The sequence below is a fragment of the Roseofilum acuticapitatum BLCC-M154 genome, assembly GCF_030068475.1.
Classification (GTDB): domain Bacteria; phylum Cyanobacteriota; class Cyanobacteriia; order Cyanobacteriales; family Desertifilaceae; genus Roseofilum; species Roseofilum acuticapitatum.
Genome location: NZ_JAQOSP010000075.1, coordinates 1 through 18337, shown reverse-complemented (window position 1 = coordinate 18337; position 18337 = coordinate 1). Strand labels below are relative to the sequence as shown.

General features: G+C 45.1%; 21 protein-coding genes and 1 pseudogene. 8 read left to right on the top strand and 14 right to left on the bottom strand.

Translation table 11 applies throughout. The features are described 5' to 3' along the window. On the top strand, positions 1–715 hold a 715-nt coding region (locus PMG71_RS11040; RefSeq protein WP_283753736.1), incomplete at its 5' end, for an Rpn family recombination-promoting nuclease/putative transposase. A 1-nt stretch (position 716) separates the two neighbouring features. Here the strand turns inward: PMG71_RS11040 and PMG71_RS11035 are convergent. Continuing rightward, entirely contained in the window at positions 717–2519 is a 1803-nt protein-coding gene (locus PMG71_RS11035; RefSeq protein WP_283753735.1) for a ShlB/FhaC/HecB family hemolysin secretion/activation protein, read from the bottom strand. Positions 2520–2680: 161 nt separating this feature from the next. Next, positions 2681–3472, bottom strand: coding sequence for a Uma2 family endonuclease (locus PMG71_RS11030; RefSeq protein WP_283753734.1), 792 nt, complete (start codon positions 3470–3472; stop codon positions 2681–2683). An 80-nt stretch (positions 3473–3552) separates the two neighbouring features. Between PMG71_RS11030 and PMG71_RS11025 the strand changes: the two genes are divergently transcribed. Next, positions 3553–4986: an FAD-binding domain-containing protein gene (locus tag PMG71_RS11025; protein WP_283753733.1), complete on the top strand. Its 1434-nt coding sequence runs from the start codon at positions 3553–3555 to the stop codon at positions 4984–4986. 212 nt (positions 4987–5198) lie between these two features. On the opposite strand, the gene PMG71_RS11020 is transcribed toward PMG71_RS11025, so the two are convergent. The 3 genes from PMG71_RS11020 to PMG71_RS11010 form a co-directional block, all read right to left on the bottom strand. Continuing rightward, positions 5199–7679, bottom strand: coding sequence for an eCIS core domain-containing protein (locus tag PMG71_RS11020; RefSeq protein ID WP_283753732.1), 2481 nt, complete (start codon positions 7677–7679; stop codon positions 5199–5201). Positions 7680–7833: 154 nt separating this feature from the next. After that, complete coding sequence (locus tag PMG71_RS11015; protein ID WP_283753731.1) at positions 7834–8745, bottom strand: hypothetical protein; 912 nt, start codon at positions 8743–8745, stop codon at positions 7834–7836. A 28-nt stretch (positions 8746–8773) separates the two neighbouring features. After that, entirely contained in the window at positions 8774–9823 is a 1050-nt protein-coding gene (locus PMG71_RS11010) for a YihY/virulence factor BrkB family protein (RefSeq protein WP_283753730.1), read from the bottom strand. Between the two features lie 129 nt (positions 9824–9952). Here PMG71_RS11010 and PMG71_RS11005 point away from each other — a divergent pair, with 129 nt between their 5' ends. The 4 genes from PMG71_RS11005 to PMG71_RS10990 all read left to right on the top strand — a co-directional run bounded on the left by PMG71_RS11005 (position 9953) and on the right by PMG71_RS10990 (position 14246). Continuing rightward, positions 9953–11134: a glycoside hydrolase family 10-like protein gene (locus tag PMG71_RS11005; RefSeq protein WP_283753729.1), complete on the top strand. Its 1182-nt coding sequence runs from the start codon at positions 9953–9955 to the stop codon at positions 11132–11134. A gap of 21 nt (positions 11135–11155) precedes the next feature. Then, the gene (locus tag PMG71_RS11000) at positions 11156–11734 is read left to right on the top strand and encodes a hypothetical protein (protein ID WP_283753728.1); all 579 of its coding nucleotides are present in this window, start codon (positions 11156–11158) and stop codon (positions 11732–11734) included. Positions 11735–11992: 258 nt separating this feature from the next. After that, positions 11993–13930 carry an eCIS core domain-containing protein gene (locus PMG71_RS10995; RefSeq protein WP_283753727.1) on the top strand — a complete coding sequence of 646 codons (1938 nt, stop codon included), beginning with the start codon at positions 11993–11995 and terminating at the stop codon, positions 13928–13930. A gap of 28 nt (positions 13931–13958) precedes the next feature. Beyond that, entirely contained in the window at positions 13959–14246 is a 288-nt protein-coding gene (locus PMG71_RS10990) for a hypothetical protein (RefSeq protein WP_283753726.1), read from the top strand. Between the two features lie 132 nt (positions 14247–14378). On the opposite strand, the gene PMG71_RS10985 is transcribed toward PMG71_RS10990, so the two are convergent. From PMG71_RS10985 to PMG71_RS10965, 5 genes are all read right to left on the bottom strand, one after another. Further along, the gene (locus tag PMG71_RS10985) at positions 14379–14969 is read right to left on the bottom strand and encodes a Uma2 family endonuclease (RefSeq protein WP_283753725.1); all 591 of its coding nucleotides are present in this window, start codon (positions 14967–14969) and stop codon (positions 14379–14381) included. Positions 14970–15111: 142 nt separating this feature from the next. Further along, positions 15112–15333: a type II toxin-antitoxin system HicB family antitoxin gene (locus PMG71_RS10980; protein ID WP_283753724.1), complete on the bottom strand. Its 222-nt coding sequence runs from the start codon at positions 15331–15333 to the stop codon at positions 15112–15114. Then, positions 15330–15560 (bottom strand): type II toxin-antitoxin system HicA family toxin, encoded by a 231-nt coding sequence (locus PMG71_RS10975; protein ID WP_283753723.1) that lies wholly within the window; start codon positions 15558–15560, stop codon positions 15330–15332. The genes PMG71_RS10980 and PMG71_RS10975 overlap by 4 nt, the downstream gene beginning before the upstream one ends. 20 nt (positions 15561–15580) lie before the next feature. Further along, the gene (locus PMG71_RS10970; protein WP_283753722.1) at positions 15581–15709 is read right to left on the bottom strand and encodes a hypothetical protein; all 129 of its coding nucleotides are present in this window, start codon (positions 15707–15709) and stop codon (positions 15581–15583) included. 215 nt (positions 15710–15924) lie between these two features. After that, on the bottom strand, positions 15925–16368 hold the full coding sequence (locus PMG71_RS10965) for an aspartyl protease family protein (RefSeq protein ID WP_283753721.1): 444 nt from the start codon (positions 16366–16368) through the stop codon (positions 15925–15927). A gap of 159 nt (positions 16369–16527) precedes the next feature. Here PMG71_RS10965 and PMG71_RS10960 point away from each other — a divergent pair, with 159 nt between their 5' ends. Together PMG71_RS10960 and PMG71_RS23895 are read left to right on the top strand one after the other, a co-directional pair. Further along, on the top strand, positions 16528–16731 hold the full coding sequence (locus PMG71_RS10960; RefSeq protein ID WP_283753720.1) for a type II toxin-antitoxin system HicB family antitoxin: 204 nt from the start codon (positions 16528–16530) through the stop codon (positions 16729–16731). Continuing rightward, positions 16728–16817, top strand: a pseudogene (locus tag PMG71_RS23895) (type II toxin-antitoxin system HicA family toxin); the annotation flags it as partial. The gene PMG71_RS10960 and the pseudogene PMG71_RS23895, both read left to right, overlap by 4 nt. Here PMG71_RS23895 and PMG71_RS10955 read toward each other — a convergent pair. From PMG71_RS10955 to PMG71_RS10940, 4 genes are all read right to left on the bottom strand, one after another. Next, positions 16814–17041 (bottom strand): ribonuclease HepT family protein, encoded by a 228-nt coding sequence (locus PMG71_RS10955; RefSeq protein ID WP_283753719.1) that lies wholly within the window; start codon positions 17039–17041, stop codon positions 16814–16816. The pseudogene PMG71_RS23895 and the gene PMG71_RS10955 sit on opposite strands and share 4 nt — an antisense overlap. Then, on the bottom strand, positions 17034–17357 hold the full coding sequence (locus PMG71_RS10950; RefSeq protein ID WP_283753718.1) for a nucleotidyltransferase family protein: 324 nt from the start codon (positions 17355–17357) through the stop codon (positions 17034–17036). Before PMG71_RS10950 ends, PMG71_RS10955 begins: the two co-directional genes overlap by 8 nt. 74 nt (positions 17358–17431) lie before the next feature. Beyond that, a complete protein-coding gene (locus tag PMG71_RS10945) occupies positions 17432–17758 on the bottom strand; it encodes a type II toxin-antitoxin system RelE/ParE family toxin (protein WP_283753717.1) in 327 nt (108 codons plus the stop codon). After that, a complete protein-coding gene (locus PMG71_RS10940; protein WP_283753716.1) occupies positions 17751–18188 on the bottom strand; it encodes a type II toxin-antitoxin system ParD family antitoxin in 438 nt (145 codons plus the stop codon). The genes PMG71_RS10945 and PMG71_RS10940 overlap by 8 nt, the downstream gene beginning before the upstream one ends. Positions 18189–18337: the final 149 nt, after the last annotated feature.

Genomic DNA, 18337 nt, shown 5'->3' with positions numbered 1-18337 from the left:
GCAAGTCGCATCCATGGCAGCATTTGACAAACGAGTCGCCTACAACTTAACCAAAGCTTATGCCAATCAGTTAATCAAAGGAGAATACTACCCCCGATTAAATCCAGCCATAGCCGTAACCATCACCGATTTTATTTTACTGAAAGACAGTTCAAAAATAATCAATAAATTTGTGTTTCAAGAAGAGGAGGAAAAAAAGCTGAAAATCCTAGAGAAAGAATTACGATTGATTTTTGTGGAGATTCCTAAATTCAAGAAAAGTTTATCGGAGTTACAGACCTTAACAGATAAATGGATTTATTTCCTCAAGGAAGCGGCAACTTTAGAGGAAGTACCAGAGAATTTGGGGGAAGTATCGGAGATAGAATTGGCGTTAAATCTAGCCAGTCAAGCCAACATGACCCCCGAAGAATTTGAAATAGTAGATCAGCGAGGGATGATGCTACAAGATGAAAGAGGAAGAATAACTTATGCGGAAGAAAAAGCGAGACAAGAAGGCAGACAAGAAGGCAGACAAGAAGGCAAACAAGAAGGAAAGCTAGAGCAAGCGATCGCCTTAATTATGCGTCAAATCAAAAAACGTTTTGGAGAAATCCCAGAGGAAATCAGCGATCAAATAGAAAGCTTATCCATTGAAGATTTAGAAAGTCTAGGAGAAGAGTTTTTGGACTTTAAGACTGTTGAAGATTTAGCGGACTGGCTAAACTCTCTCTAATTTAAAGCTCGACATTGACACTAAAATAAAACCCATCATCCTGGGCATTATTGCCTCGGTCAGGGAGATTGATAATCGGATAGCCATAATCTAAACGAATATTCCATCCGGGGGCAACTTCCCAGAGTAATCCCAAACCGACCCCCATTAAAAAGTTCTCCGAGGCTAAAACATTGGGATTATTTCCGCTATTCCAAACTTGACCCAAGTCGAGAAAAGGAGCAACCATGAGGGTAGGTTGACCTTTGCTATCCTTTTGTAGGGTAATCCGGTCTTCAATGGAGATGAAAAAGCCATTATCGCCAGACCGGGCATTTTGTCGATATCCTCGAACGGATTGACCGCCACCAATCACATATTGCCGGGAGGGAAGTAAGCTAGTGGTGGCCAGTTGTAGGTCTCCTCGGAAGGTGAGTAAATGATGATCCCCTAACCGTTGCAGGCGTTGTAAACTGAGAAGCCAACTGAAAAAACGACTATCGGGGGTCGATCCAGGATTGAGGGTTGCACCAAAGGCATCTATACCGAGATAAAATTGCGATCGCACGCCCCAAATTCCGCTCCCATCCCGACGTAAGTATTCTTGACCAAAGCGAATGGCGCTACTGTGGGTTCTTCCCCGGTCATCTGGCCCTGCTCCAAAGCCAAAGGGAACATCCCCTAAGAAGGTTTGGCCGCGATGGTGGGAAAATCCTAGGGATAGGGCGAATTCTTGACGGGGAGAGCGAAATAGGGGTTGGCGATAGTCAAATTCATAGCGTTTGGTTTCGCCCCGAATGCCTAAATCTTGTAGGGCAATGTTACTAATTTCGTTATTATCGGGTAGAAATTGGATGGTAAATGAGCCATCCATGGCATTTAAGGGAATGCGGTAGATAAACTCATAACGATTGGTATTGCCGCCGGTTGTGGTACGGTTATAGCCGATGATGGCGCGATCGCCTAAACCGGTCAAATTCTGATAGCCGACGCGGACTCCCAGACGCTCCGATCCCACACTGGCTGGAGAATAGTTATCCACAAATAAATTTACACTTAAGGGCTTTTTTAAGCTCACCCGCACCGTCAATTTACTTTGCCCAATCTCCGCTCCCGGTTGCAAACTTGCATCTACACTCTCGAACAGGGGATCGGTTTTCAGCAGTCTTAATTCATTTTCCAAGGAAGCACTATTTAATGGAACCCCTGCCCCTCGGCGAATCCGACTGGTAATATAATTGGGGTTTAAACGCCCCGATCCTTCAACAACAATCTCTTCTAAACGGCCTTCAATGACTTGAATTTCTACCCTGCCATTCTCTACGACTTGATCGCCTAAAATGGCGCGACTATTAATATAACCGCCATTTAAATAGAGTTCGGTAATTTTATCTGCCGCTTCCCTCAGTTGCTCTAGGGTTTGGGATTTACCCTCATAATTGGCGACAATTTCTTTTAGTTTTTCTGGACTAAAAATGGTGCTTCCCGTGACTCGAATTTCAGTGACTTCAATCGGTTGCGTGGATTCTGAATTATCCGAATTTTGGGAGAGGGGAGAACATTGGAGAGTATTCTCCATTCCTTCAGGGGGAGCAATGGAAAAACAGGGGGTAAAAGAAGATTCAAATAGAGGAGAAACCGGGGAAAAGTGCCAAGAGAGAGACTCAGGGGGGGCGATCGCCCCAAAATTCGACAGACTCGGTATACTTTCTGGTGGTATTATTTCCAGGGTTTCAGGAGTGATGGGCGAACTCGCCCAACTTGGAGCTATCAGGGACGCTAAGGTACTCACCGATAGACTGGAAATCAATAAGGCACTCCTCACACTACAGACCTCATAGATAGGGTTGACGTTTGGGGTAGATTGCAGTCGATCTAGCAGTAATCCTATAGGTTACGACATTTAAATGGGGATATTGGCTCAGATCCAGGCTTTACCCAGGTTATCCAATCCTAATTAGCCAACTCTATGGGTAGGTGCAAGCACTATTGAATTTCATTGGGATCAATGCCTAATTCCTGGAGTTTAGCTGCCAGAAGGGTGGCTCGACGCTCTGCTTCCTCGGCTCGCGATCGCTCCTGCTGTGCCTGCTCTTCTCCAGTCGGTAATAAGTTTCCCTCCCTATCCCACCAGCGCAACCAGGGTAGCTCAACATTTTGATACCGTCCTTGCCAAATTCCCAATTCTACGCCCATTTCCGGAATTTCAAAATGACCGCGTGAGTTGGCGGAGAGTAACTGATAGTTATTTCCAACTAAATGATACACTTCTACGCTGGACTTTTTGACTTCGTAGATCCCATAATAGGCTGGCCGAATCACTTGTTCATACACCCAAAATTTACCGAAAAGAGGAGTCCGATCGCGTTCTTCTGAACCATTGCCAGAAACGAACTCTAGGGCAATTTGAGGGGGAGTTAATTCTTTCCAGAGGACATAGGAACGACGCACTTGCCCATTTAGAGTAGTGGGTACATTGGGCACATAAAACCAATCGGGAGATTCTGCTCCTCTTTCGGGAGGATGGGTTATTTGCCAGTAAATTCCACTGTCTTGACCAATGCAATAATTACTTTCTGGATGCAGTTGGTCAAGAATGGGACGAATGGATTCGGTTAGTAAGATGCTTTGGGGGTGTTCTTGGAAGTTTTTCACGAAAGAGCCATCCTCACAGGGGAGTTGAGTATGATCGGGGAGGAGATGGAAATAGTCTTCTCCAATGGAGTTGGGGAGTTGAGTGCGATTGGGTAGGGGGGTAAATTTTTCTTGGGAAGTCATAGCGGGGAGTTGAGGTTTTGGCGATCGCTTCTACACTAGCGCAAACTTCAGGTATACTGACTCAAGTAATTTAAAGTTTTATGGCTAATCTGATTCTATTTTGGCATCGACGCGATTTAAGAGTTACGGATAATTTAGGCTTAAGCTATGCCCAATCAAAAGGGCATTCTTTAGTAGGTTGTTTTTGTTTCGATCCCGATATTTTAAACCGGGAGGATATTGCACCGGTTCGCCTACAGTATCTTTTGGGTTGTTTACAAGAGTTACAGGACAATTATCAAAAGCTAAATCATCCGTTTCTGTTACTACAAGGGAAACCGGAACAAGTAATTCCTAATTTAGCGAGGGATTTAGGAGTCATGGAGGTGGTTTGGAATCGGGATGTGGAACCCTATAGTCAACTGCGCGATCGCCGCGTGACGGAAGGTTTAAAAGAGAAGGGGATTGAGGTAACAACTTTTTGGGATCAGCTTTTGGTGGCTCCCGAAGCGATTCGCACGCAAACGGGCAATCCCTATACGGTTTATACTCCGTTTTGGAAGAATTGGCAAGGGAAACAGAAGCTCGATCCGGCAGCTCATTTACAACCTGGAGGAGGATTCTTTGAAGGACAGCAAAACGCATTAGAGCAAGTCAATGTTATTCCCTTACCGAGTTTAAAAGATTGGGGATATTCCGAGTCAGAAGAGTTAGTGATTATACCTGGAGAACGGGCAGCTCAGGAACAACTGCAAAAATTTGGCGATCGCTCCCTAGAATTCTACGAGCAGCAACGCAACACCCCCAGTATAGAAGGGACATCAAAACTAAGTGCCGCTTTGAAGTTGGGGGCGATCGGTATTCGCAGAGTATGGCAAACTACACAGCAAGCTATCCGCAAATCTACCAGCGATAAAAGCCGTCAAAACATCCAAACTTGGCAACAAGAATTAGCCTGGCGAGAATTTTACCAGCATGTACTCTACCACTTTCCCGAACTCGCTGACGGCCCCTATCGAGAACCCTTTAAACACTTCCCTTGGCAGAATAATCCCCAACATTTCCAAGCTTGGTGCGAAGGAAAAACCGGTTATCCCATCGTCGATGCAGCCATGCGCCAACTGAACACAACCGGATGGATGCATAACCGATGTCGGATGATTGTTGCCAGCTTTTTAACCAAGGATTTAATCATTAACTGGCAGTGGGGAGAGAGCTACTTTATGCAGCATCTCATTGATGGAGATTTAGCCGCCAATAATGGGGGATGGCAATGGAGCGCATCGAGTGGCATGGATGCCAAACCCTTACGGATTTTTAACCCTTCTAGTCAAGCGCAAAAATTCGATCCTAAAGCCAAGTATATCCGCCAATGGCTACCGGAATTAAAGTCAGTGGAAGCGAAAGATTTAGTCACAGGAGATATTCCGCCTTTAGTCCGTCAAGCTTGTCATTATCCTTTACCCATTGTCGATCATAATCAACAACAACGGGAATTTAAACAGCGCTATAAACAAGTGAAAGAAAACCTATAGTTTTTGGGCACTGCCCCCCTACAATTTTGTCATCTAGAATCGAAAATCTCAACAGGGGCGAGTCTTTGACTCTTCTACATGCAAGGGCAAACCGTAGAAACTTACAGCGCTTCGCGCTGTGATGGGGGGATGGGGAGATAGGGTGAACAAACAACAGACTGGGTGGCGCTTTGAGCTATTTGAGCATTTTGCACTGTTATAAAACAACAGGGTTATGATGTTAACACTTCCCCTTGTTGAATAAAGTTCATTTTGAAATGAGTTCTACCTTGTTCTTCAACATTGAAATCGTCTGCATACACTGCAAAGTTGGAATCACTATAATCATAAAAATCATTACTAACCAACCGGAAAGTTTTAGACTCTACAAAACGCATTCCTTTTACAGCTATTTGGTATTGAGTCCCTTGGTCATTATGGCCATATCCAACCACTTTAGCTAAACAATCAATATCATGATTGTTACCGCGCTTGTTAACCTGATTCGCCACTCGATATCGAATAAACGAACCGATAGGATATCGCTTCCTCAATTGTGCTTTGTCATGTTCTGGGCGATCTGTAATAGGAATAGGATCTAAGGGCGCTAAGGGATCTTTTGTTGTGTTTAACTTATCTATCTTATCAATAAAATCATCAATATTCCGTCGAGTTTCCAACACATGAGTACGGGTGTCGCTGCCCGGTAAACGGACTTTACTACCCGGCAAATAAGTATCTTGACGAACACCAATGTATTTGGGGTCATGGGATAAGAAATCTGGCTGTTGATCTGGGCCTAAATAGAGTCCGGATACATCTTCTTTTTCGATAAGGTTATTGCTGTTAATATCAGTAGCAATTTGATCTAGTGCAGCGATCATCTTTGCTCCAATTCCCCGGTCTTTTTTGAAAGCTTCCGGGTAATGCTCTTTCATATCTGCCATCAGACCAGAATCTTGTTCAATTGAAGAGAGCATTTGCCGGACTGAATCATCATCGAGAATTTCTAGAACCCTTGCCCAATCACTCGGTTGCAATATGCCCAAACCGAAATTCATAATCGTATCTTTCACCCAAATTTCTTGCACATCTTTAACAAAGCTAGACGCATGACGGGCATCTTGAAATTTTTGACTATATTTCTTGTCTTTATCACTGGCTGTGTCACTACTATCTCCATAGCCTCTCCAATATTGCCTCGCTTCTCTCGTAAACATCTTCGTTCTCTTTCCTTTCGCCGCGAGTTGCTTGCTTTGAGAGGGCACAGAAAAAATACCGCTTAGGGTTCGGGCCAGTTGTCTAATAAAAATCACCATTTCAGGGCTGGGAGATTCTCCTGCTGTTTCCAAGAGTTTGTTTTGAATTGCCACTTGTATTTTCCCAAAGGCTGCGGCTTTGTCAATGGGTGAGGACTCTGGCGATGTCATTAATGCAGTAATTTCTCCAATATCTTTACCGCCTAAAGCAATATTCGCTTGGGCAGAAATTCCACCATTTTTACTTGAGGGTTTGATAGGAATTTCAGGTATTACATCGCGAAATCCCCTTTTCCCCTTTTTCAAACTGAATCTCCACCATCGTCGCTCTTTCATGCTGAAAAAGTTACGTTTATTGTCAGCGCTTTTATTTTCTGCATTAATTGAGGGTCTCCGTTTTAAGCCAAAGTTGAGCTTTGATGAGCTTTTCATCGTTTTAGCAAAGTCCCCAATCGTCGAGCCACTAGCGACCGCACCTTGCAACTGAGTTGTAATCATGCGATTGATTTTTTGCACATCTTCAGCAATGGGAATGGTGCTACCGGGCCCTAGGGTTTCCACAAAGAAGGGGGGACTGACGAATTCTAGGGCATCGGCTGCATCCGTTTCTAGCTTAAAATTGATACCCGTGTAGGGCATTCTTTCATTGGATTCTCCTACTTCGACATGGGTTAAGCCTTGCAAAGGGCCATCTTCCATCTGGGCAAACTCATGTTCAAATCCGACGGTGGTGTAATGCTCATTCCCTAAATTGTCGGCGCGATTTTGGAGATCTTTTTGATTCTGTAAAAATTCAGGAAAGGTGCTGGCCGTTACCCGACGTTGAATCATTGGGGAACCCGAACTATTGTTATTCTGGCCTTTGAGTTGCACGGAAACGGGTTGATTTTGACTGATGCGTTTTTCGTTGTCTTGGGCATCTTTTTCTAAGGTATCGTTGATGGGAGTGTTGGGAATGGTGGGTTGCACATCCATGTTATGTTGTTGCACTACATGGGTGGCCTCATGGGTCAACACTTGGGGGTCTTTGGCTACCTTGGACTGGACGACAATATGATTTTTCTGGGTGGTGTAAGCCTGAGCGCCAATACTTTTGGCTGCGGTATCATCCACATGAACTTCTGCTTTGCTGACTTCTGGATGGCCTTGCTGGGTAAAGTTGTCTACGATTTTGTGGGGTAGGGGTTCGCCTTTTCCAGTAGGGTAGAGGTTAACGGGTTGGGGTTGATGCTCTTGAGTGTCTCGCTGCACGACAGTGGGTTGAGCATCCCGTTCGATGATCCGTTGTAAGATGTTGCCACACTGCAATAGGGGAGCATCTTGACCCATGGCGGTATGGGGATGGTCTTCCCGTTGGATGGCGTTAAATTTGGCTTGGAGAGCGCGTCCTTTTTTGCCTTTGCTTTGAGGTGAAACGACTGAACGCTTCCTGATTCGCATTTGTCCGCGTGCCATAGTTTTTGCTCCAGTGTGCGATCGCCCCATCATTGCATCTTTCTAGCTTATCACTGCCTTTTCTCCAACGTAAACATCTAATTGACATCAGTTTTGGTTAAGCAGGCGATCGAGGCGGCGATCGCCCCAGCGATGGATCTGGAGCGTGACCCGATCAACCCTTCCAGAGATCGTGCATAAAATACATCTGTACCGGATCTAATTTTCCTTCCTGAACTAAATAATTAAAGAAATAAAGAGTCGCCATCCGCACATCATCTTCACCCGCTTCTTCCTCTGGGGTGATCTCGTGGTGAGTCATCTTAGAGAGCGTGCGGTAATTTTCCTGAACTTTAGCCATACTTTTGATTTTTACTCCCAATTCATATAACTCCATAAAAACCAAAAATTCCACAACAGACTTACGAATTTTCGCTTCTACTTGCCCTGGGTTGATGATTTTATCCTTCTCAATTTTACCGTTGAGCGCTTCAATGATAAATTCTCGAACTTGACCGCTATAAAATCCGCGATCGTAAGCTATAATGGCTTCTGAAATTTTTAGTCCATACCGAGGCTTGCGGAAGCCGGGAATTCCTGCATCTGTGTGTTGATTCACCATGTAGCCCACCCGAAAAGCGGCTACATTAGAGGCTAAATCTTCAGCAGAAGCATCCGCTTCTAATGCCTGGTGAATGGTGGGGAATTTTTGGGAGCGAAAATCGAGAACAGCTTGGGCTAAATCTCCACTCCAAGAACTATGTTTGCTCGTCCAAGATGTGGTAAAATTAAACCAACTGCCCCAACCCGGCAGTTGTATTTGATCCGATAAAGAAGCAATAAAATGGGCAAAATCTACATCTTTTCCACATAAAACTCCATGCATATCTAAACGATTATCAATATATTCTACATCGGATAATGTGGCCCAACGGAATAAGGAACTGGTATAAGATTTACGGGTATAACGACGTAGCTCATTGGCAATCTCATAGGGAGAAGCTTGGGGCATTTGGGTTTCTAGATGCTCAATAAAAGATAGCATTTGTAGGCGGTGATATTCGAGGTCAGGGTTAACCATATTCATAGATGCAAACCTGAAAAAATAAATGGAGTTAAGTTTTTTTGTCCCGATCGTCAAGAGTTTTTTCAATGCGACGCAGAAACCGTTTAAGTTTAACAATTCTCTTGCGTTTTTTGTGCCCAATTGGTGAGGGATTAGCCGTTAATCCTGAAGTCTGGGATGGACTCCAGGAAGTTTCACCGGTATGAATGGCATGACGGCGAGGGCGAATGGTTGCGCCATAGCGATTAGCCCAAACTTGGGTAAATTCTGCGCCAATGAGTAAGATTTGGGCAGTGAAAAAGATCCATAATAATAAAATAACAAACGATCCAGCAGCGCCATAGAAAGATTTGACACTACTATGTCCCAAATATAAGCTAATTCCCCATTTACCCAGGGTAAAGAGGATGGAGGTTAGGGTGGAGCCAACCCAAACATCTGACCAAGCGACTTTGGCATCGGGCAAGATTTTATAAATGGCACTAAATAAGAGAGTGACGACAATAAAAGAAACGGAAAGATCAGTCCAATGCCAAATGTTAGCGGGGGTATCCATCCATTGATCGAGCCATTCACTTAAGCCAGCTAAAACGGAGCTAAAGACGAGGGAGACGAGGAGGAGAAATCCGATGGCAACGATCATTAAAACAGAGAGACTCCTAGCCATGAGGAAGTTTAAGAAGCCTCGTTCGGGTTTGGGGGTAACGCCCCAAATGATGTTGAGAGCGACTTTGAGTTGGGCAAAAACGGTGGTCGCGCCAAAAAATAAGGTGGCGATCGCAATTATAGTGGCGATCAGACCCGATTGGGGTTGATAGCGTTCCTGAATTAGGGTTTGAATGGACTGGGCAGCCTCTGAACCAATAAACTGTTGGAGTTGGATCGCTAGTTGTTCTTGTGCTGCTTCTTTTCCAATCACAAAACTAGCGACAGCGACAGCAATAATTAGCATGGGGGCTAAAGAAAACACCATATAATAGGCTAGAGCGGCTGCCAGGATAGGAACCCGGTCTTGCTGCCATTGCACAAAGGTTTCTTTGAGTAATCTCCAAATGGCGTAGATTTTCACAGGACTGACGCGAGAAGAACGGGAGTACACTACTATAAAAGCTTATCTATTCTCATCCGGCTACTATTCTTGTGTCCCTGCTCTTGTAGGAGTTGGATGTAGAAAGAAGGTTAATTGACCGTTAAAGTATGGCTAAGATATGCAGCACAGACTCCAACCATGAAACGAAGAATTAAAAGAGGATGGCAAGGGATAAGCTTGGCCCTAATCATCATGGTCTTGATTATGGGACTGCAAGCGGTCAAACCCATACAGGCGAAACCCCCTAAAGTCGTGGATGAAATTCGGGGGGTTTGGTTAACGAATGTGAGTAGTGCGGTTTTGTATAGTCCTTGGGGGATTAATCGGGCGATCGCCCAACTCTCTGATCTCAATTTTAACACGATCTATCCTGTTGCCTGGAATCGAGGTGTGACGTTTTATCCCAGTGATAAAGCGAAAGAAGCGATCGGTCGCAAGCAAGATCTATTCCTCGATACCCTCAGTTTTCGGGAGGATACCCTAGAAGAAATCATTACTCTGGGCCATCAGCAGGGATTGCGCGTGATTCCCTGGTTTGAGTATGGGTTTATGGCTCCGAAAAATTCGTTGTTGGTGAAACGTCATCCCAGTTGGTTGGCCCAAAGTCGGGATGGACTCCCCTTACAACACCATGGAAAATATGGTTTAGAGTGGCTGAATCCTCTGCATCCAGAAGTGCAGCAGTTGTTGATCGATCTGATTGTGGAAGTAGTTACCCGATATGATGTGGATGGCATTCAACTCGATGACCATTTTAGTCTACCCATAGAGTTGGGCTACGATCCATTTACGATCTGGCTTTATCAACAGGAACATAATGGCGAGATTCCGCCGGAAAATTATCAAAATGAGCAATGGATGCGCTGGAGAGCTGCGAAACTGACTCAAGTGATGAAGCGGATTCATGACCGGGTAAAAGAGATTAAACCGGATTGTATTATTTCTTTGTCGCCCAATCCCCGCGAGTTTGCCTATCGCAATTATCTACAAAATTGGCTGGCTTGGGCTGAACAGGGTTTAATTGATGAGTTGATCATTCAGGTATATCGGAGTGGGATGGAAACTTTTTTGCGAGATTTGCCCGATCCGGTGATTCCCCAGTTGCAGGAGAAGATCCCGGTGGCGATTGGTATTTCTACGGGAACGCTGAGAACTCCGATCGCCCTAGATTTGATTGAACAGCAAGTGCAAACGGTGCGCGATCGCGCTTTCGATGGCTTTTCGTTCTTTTATTGGGAAAGTTTATGGGGATATATCGCCCCAGAATCGCCCCAGAATCGCCGTCAAGGATTGCGGGAGATTATCGCCCATGAGTCATAATTTTTAAGGTTGAATTCCCACATGATTGGATCGGGTTTTGGCATTCAATGGACAATCCATACCTTTATTGGATTTGTACTCAGTTTGTTGCTGATTGAAATTGGCGAGCGTCCCGATATAGGAATCATAGAAGGATTTATCGGGGGGGCAATTATTGGCCTAATGCAAGCCATTGTGCTTCTTCCCCATCTCAAGCAGGCTGGCTGGTGGATGGCGATCAGTGCTATGTGTTGGGCAATGATGGGATGGAGTGGTTTAGGGGCGATCGGTTGGATTGCTCCCAGAACCCTGGATATTTCCGTGCGCTTGCTCTATGGTCTCTCGGAGGGGGCGAAAGTGGGGTTTGTTCTCGGTGTGGGGCAATATGTGTTGCTCTCTCAGGAAGTTCCCCAAGCTTGGCGTTGGATTATTGCCAGTATTGTCGATTGGGCGATCGCCTTAGCCTGTGGTTGGGCCCTAGGGGGATTACTCCGGCTCCAGTTTGGTCAATTTCTCGGAGATGTGATTGGCTTAGGATGTGTCTGGTTACTCGTGGGAGGCTTAACCGGTTTTGCCCTTACTTTACTATTGAATCGCCGTAAGTCTGGATATAGGAATTGAGAGAAAGAACCTGAAGATTCTCCTGAATTTGACCCTCGGTTCTATAGCTAGTCTCAATGAGTTGTGCAAGTGGAAATGCCCTCTCCCTAAATCCCTCTCCCACGGGATTCTTGACTTTTCCCCTTCTCCTGCGGGAGAAGGGGGTAGGGGGATGAGGGGCAGCTATTACATAACTCATTTAGGTTGGCTATATAATGATGGGGAATCTATATCGATCAAGCCTTCAAAATGGGGCGATCGCCGACTGGAGTAAACATCATGGCACGCAAACAAATCCGCCTTAGAAAGCGTCAACCTTTCTCATCTTCAGGAAAAAGCAAGAAAGGACACACCCTGCAAGCCAAGTTTAACGCCATGCAACCAGAAGGCGCTGACTATAGCACTGCCATGGGTCAAGATGCACCTCTAGTGCAGTGTGGTAGCCTTTTGAAACCAACGGTTGAGCCAGAGTCTGGGGTGAGCAACTGGACAGAAATCGCAGCGAGACCCAAACCCACACTACAAATGAAGGGTAACGGGGAAATGGCCCATCACTGGTGGCAGAAGAAACTGAAAGGTAAAAGCCATGCTCCGAGTCTTCAGAGAGAGATTACAGTGGGTAAACCAGGGGATAAATATGAAAAAGAAGCGGATGCAGTAGCAGCAGAGGTGACAGCATCTATGCGCTCTCCTGAGACTGAAGGGGACAAAAGCCAAGGGGTACAGAAACAAGAGGAGGATAGCCTACAGACTTTCTCTATCCAGAGAAAAGTTGATGGTCAAGGTCTAAAGGCTCCCAGTCTACAACGGGAAGAAATGGCCACCGAAGAGGATAATGCCATGGTACAGGGAGACTCTTTGGCTCTTGATGGGGGGACAGTCTCTCCAGAATTTGAGCAGGAACTGAAGGAGAAAAAACAAAGTGGAGGGGAGTCTCTATCGGGAGAAACCCAAGAGGCGATCGCAGACAAAACCGGTTGGCAGACAGATAGTGTTAAAATCCATACGGATGTAGAAGCCAACCAATTGAGTAAAGCGATCGGTGCTAAATCTTTTACCTCTGAAAATCATATTTTTTATGCCGATTCCAGTGATTATGGGCGAGACTTAAAAAGCAGCAGCCCAGACAAACAGCACTTGATGCTCCACGAAATCACCCATTCTCGACAACAGGGCGCTCTGCAAGCAAAAACGAGCGATCGATATGGTGTAAATCCGCAGACCACTCCGGCTCTGAGCGCGAAAATGATACAGAGAATGACATTATGGGAGCGTATGTTCGGAGTCAGTCCAACCAAAAGACACGGGGTGAGCCATGAAGCAATGAAGTCTGCCCCCACTACCTCAGCTAGTGAAAGATTCGTGGGTCGTACACCGGGTATTCCAAAAAAATCACGGGACACAGTTAAGCTGGGGGATGTTTGGAAAAATCCCTATGCCTGGGAATTATTTAAAAAACATTTGAAAGACGAATTCTCAATAGAAAATGCTTTGTTTTTAGATGAATTCAAGAAAAGAGGATATTCTTTGTCCACAACCGTACCAGCCCAGGGCAAACCACTCCTCCTATCATCCCTATTATCTGGAGGCGGAGGACTTGCAGGACTCTTTTCATCATCTGGAGGAGCAAGTCAACCCCTATCTGCCGCACGCCCCATCTCATCAGCCGCACCAGATACTCAGTCAGATGAAGCAGGAGCAAGTGAACCAGAGCAACATACACTCTCTACTGTTGCACAGAACCTTAATGATCTACGCAAGATTCAGGATATCCAAGGGAACTTATACGAAAAGTTTATAAAACAAGGTTCAGACTTTGAGATTAATATTGCATCTGAAACTAGGGCGTGGTTCACTACCTTTTTCAGCCGAGTATCGCAAGCCAACAGACAACATCTTTCGGCTCAAGAGTTACATCAACAAGTAGAAAAAATGGACAGTAAAATTGTAGATGCAGGGGCGGAGATCTTTGCTTTATGTAGAGAACCATTTTCGCGATTTAGAGCCTTGTGTCCGACTCGTGAGACTTATAAACAGACTTATGAACAAAGGCAGGAGAAAATGAAAAAATCCTGGCTAGAAGAGCAAGAAAAACGAGGTGGAAAACCCAATTGGTTCAAGAAAAAAATGGAATACAGCAAGACAAAATACAGAGATGTTTTTACCAAGCAGGAAAAGAGAGCAGAAAGGGCATTCAGGGCTATATTGGGAATTTAGGATAGTGATTTTGACTGTGCATGAGTTCATGCAACCTAACCCGGCTAAATCTAGCGTTTTAGAAACCCATCAGCGCCTCTCAAAATCCTTGCTGTGGCGGTTTCAACGCGAGTTTTTTAACCAAGAGGGAGTGCAGGCATGGAATACGGGAAAAGTGCCCCACTATGTTACGAGCAACCCCTTTATTGCTAATGCTTATGGAAAAGTGGTGATGGGTTTCTTGCGCGACTGCGTGCAACATCCCCAAGATCAAATTGACTTTAGTAAACCGGTTTATATTGTAGAGTTAGGGTCTGGATCGGGTCGATTTTCCTAGCAGAAACACGCAAGCTTCGCTTTTCATGTCCGCGAAGCCCAAACGCCAAAACTGGCGAGATTATGAGATTGCTTCACTCCACTGCGTTCCGTTCGCGCTTCGCGCAAGCTTCGCTAACGCAATGACAAGTGTTTAATCGGACTCGATATTATCCCACAAATGCCCAAGAGATAAGGTAAACCCCGGTAATAGGGTTTCACCGTCTAGGGTATGGGGTTGAATGCGCTTTTCTACATCTTCACCGGGACGATAAATTTCCACCGTTTGCCCTTGAATATCGATCAACCAACCCAGACTAGCACCGTTGTCTAGATATTCTTGCATTTTTGCCTGGAGCTGCTTCAGGGAGTCGGTTTTCGATCGCAACTCCAAGACAAAATCGGGACACAGGGGAGGAAAAGTCTCTTGTTGTTCCGGGGTGAGGGCTTCCCATCGTTCGCGCTGTACCCAGGAGACATCAGGCGATCGCGCTGCACCATTGGGTAAACGAAAGGCAGTAGAAGAGTCAAAGACTTCCCCTAGTTGAGTTTCGTCATTCCAGACGATAAAGCGGGCCGTAAATCGGGCATTGCGTTTACCGGTATTTCCTCCAGTGGGGGGCATAACGATCAATTCTCCAGTCGCGGTTTGTTCCAGACGTAGGTCACGATTGGCGATCGCAATCTGTGCAAACTGTTCTGGAGTCACTTGTAATTGTTCGGGAATAATCAGGGTTTGCGTCATTTCCCTAGCCTATATTCTCACGGTTATTCAACAGTTTACCCATAAGCGATGACCAACGCCTAGGGCAGGTTAATTTTTGATGGAGGGGGGAGAGTCGCATTATTACACCTAAGACTCACCAACGAGATTTTTGTATTGATAGTTAAGCTGTTTGCAAAAATTGCGGTTCAGGAATTGAGTCTCCTTCTTCATGCCAAGCTTCTAAATACATCTCGATCACTTCTTCCGCTTTTTGAATAGCTTCTGCACGAGTTTTTCCATGAGTACAAGGCATCATCACTCGGTCAGAAAATTCTGGAATGGTAACTAGAAATAGATGGTCTTCTTCTGACCACTGAATAATTGTAGTGTACTGATTCCTCACTCGTCATCCTCCTGTTTGTTTTCAATATTGGCTAATTCAAGTAATAACTGAGCCACTTGTTTTTCTAGGTAAGGGGGTACATCAGAGCCATCTTTACCGGAAATTGTGAGTGTTTTTTTCAGGATAGGGTGTCGCCACCGTTCGTGACTACCTTTACCTCGCTTTGGTAAATAAACAAATCCAGCACGGGCAATTTCAGCTTTGAGTTCTCTCAGTTTTCTCGGCATCTTTATGGCTGTACTTTATATCAAATTATATCACTGTGTAATTCAGAGATCGCCTCTACCCAAGAAGCGATCGCCTGAACGATGCCTCCCATAACAGCGCTTGGCGCTGTTATGGTGTACAGTCTTAAAGGCTCAAAGCCATGTACCACAACCCTATTCCCTATTCCCTAGCGCGTTCATGTCCGCGAAGCGGAAAGCGCTATATCCCTCCAGCAATGGCTCGCCTATCGCCTGAGACTCAGAAACCAGGTTTTTGCCACCTCTACGGGTTAAGAAGCGAAACTTACCTGAAAAACCCAGTTTCTTAGCTTGATGGAAATGAGGGAGGCGATAAAACTCCGTTTCGCTTCGCGATCGCGTAGTGCTACAAAATGGTCAAATAAGTATCGATTGAGGTTTCGGGTAACACTTTAAGGGTCTGATTTTTCAAATCCAGTTCAATTCCTAATGATTCCAGAGGAAAAACTCCCAAGAGAGGATCGCGTCCTCCCGGTAATTCCAAGCATTCAAAGGTTCCTTCTCTGCCCAATAGGGAAATACTTGCATCTCGGAAAAGTCGGGCTTTACTGAAGCCATTAGCAGTGGCTACATCTACTTCTTTGAGCAATTCTAAGCCTAATTGGGCGATCGCCTCGGAAGGTAAACACAAGGTACTCGCTCCTGTATCTACAAGCACATTATTCAGAGTCAGCGATCGCACTTCTTGTTGAGGAATGTATCCTCGTGTGGCAGCAGATTGGTCAGCACGGTTAATGATTGTTAAAGTGGTGATGATTTTGCCCATGGGCGTTTCGGTTGGAGTAGTCATAATTGTACCTCCTGTTACTCTACCTCGATTATGACTAATTTTTGAGCAGAGAGGCGATCGCCTAAACCATACCTCGCCCGATCGCCCCCACAATCACTTCTCCCCTGCGATCGCCATCAACAATGCTAGATTGGAGCAATACTGTACGCGGTTCAATTTATGAAGATTAAAGCAATTATTCATGAAGCCGAAGAGGGCGGATATTGGGCAGAAGTTCCAGCTCTTCCCGGATGTATTACTGAGGGAGATTCTTGGGAAGAAGTTATGGAGAATCTGCAAGAAGCAATTATGGGATGGTTGGAAGTCGCCAATGAAAGTTCCCAGCTCAAAGAAACCGATCGCATTGTGGAAATTGCAGTATGAAGTTAGTTTCTGGAAAAAATTTTTGTAAGATCTTAGAAAAAAATGGTTGGATCTTGAAAAGAGTAAAAGGAAGCCATCACATTTATTGAGCAAATAGTTGACCATTCGTTTGGCGATCGATGACTTTGCAAGCTTCTCCAACTGCAAGAAGAATCATACAGATAGCATCCATGCGATCGCCTCCTTCTTCACTGGAGAGAAAATCATTGGGTTCGCTAATACTGGCGAAGCGTCGGGGGATTTTCTTCAGCGCTGTTAAGATGGCGTTTAGCCGTTCGAGCAGGCGATCGCGATCGCTGGTATTAGACATAATAGGCTTCTTCCTCAATCCTCACTTTTAGGCTAGGATTCATCGTTTCTCTCCAGCGAACCAGATCTACAGAACAACCCATAATTTCTTCTAGTTCTTGTTTGAGAATTGCTGTTTTTAGCAAGTTAGGTTTATCGCTTTGAAAAACAATATCTAGATCGCTATCTGCTTGGGCTTCTCCTCGTGCATAAGAACCAAAATAACCTAAAGCCGTAAGATGATAGCGATCGCCATAGTTTTGTTTGAAATCCGTCAGTAGGGTTTGCAGTGTGCCGATTTCAATGGGGTAGCCGTTCGGTGGTGCAACAACTTTCATTTTGCGATCGGGGTTAAAAAACAGAAGATTTTCTTGATCTTAACAGAAAGACGAGGGGCGATCGCCTTCATACATCATTGTGTATCCTCTTCTTCTGTTAAAAGACTTTCTAGATCTCGCGCTCCATGTATCACTCGGATAATTTCAACACTTGCCTGAGAAGACTGATAAAAAATGAGATATTTCCTAAATTCTTTGACTCCTATTTGACGAATATTTTGCAATTCAGGATGAAGGAATTGACAACGCTTACCGATTTCTGGCATCTGTCCAAGTTGTTGAAAGGTTTCTTCTGCTGCCTGAAGGAAGCGATCGCTCAGATCGAGATTGGTATTGGCAATGTAAGTGGCGATATCAATTAAGTCCCAAATAACCTGCGGACGCTTGCGAATTTCAACCATGTTGCTGTTGATTGAATTTGTCGCGAACAGCTTGGCGAATTTCTTGCCAGTCGCGTTCGCTCATTGCTGTGGCATCCCCGGAGTTAAGTCCTTCCAGGAGCAAAGTTTCTAGCTCCTCTTGAGCTTTGCGCTTCCGATCTTGACGAATTAGATCGCGGATATATTCACTGGCACTTCCATAACCTCCTATCTGAACTTGCAGATCGACATAATCCCGCATGGGATCGGGAAGAGAGACATTCATGGTTTTCATAGCACGGCGATCTTGAAGATTTCTTCGATCTTGGCACAAAATGGCAATTATTGCCATAGCTTCGATGCGATCGCCTGAAATGCCTCGCCCGATCTCCTCTACCCAAGACGCGATCGCGAAGCGAAACGGAGTTTTATCGCCCCCACAACCTCTTCTCCCGTGCGATCGCCTTAGCAATGGATTGTATTATCGCCCCAGCAATGGCTCCCATATCGCCTGAGACTCAGAAACCAGGTTTTTGCCACAGACATCGCTTAAGCAGCAAATATGACTTCAAAACCCGGTTTTTACTGTTGTATAGTGTTTAGCATAGTTTGGATAGTGAC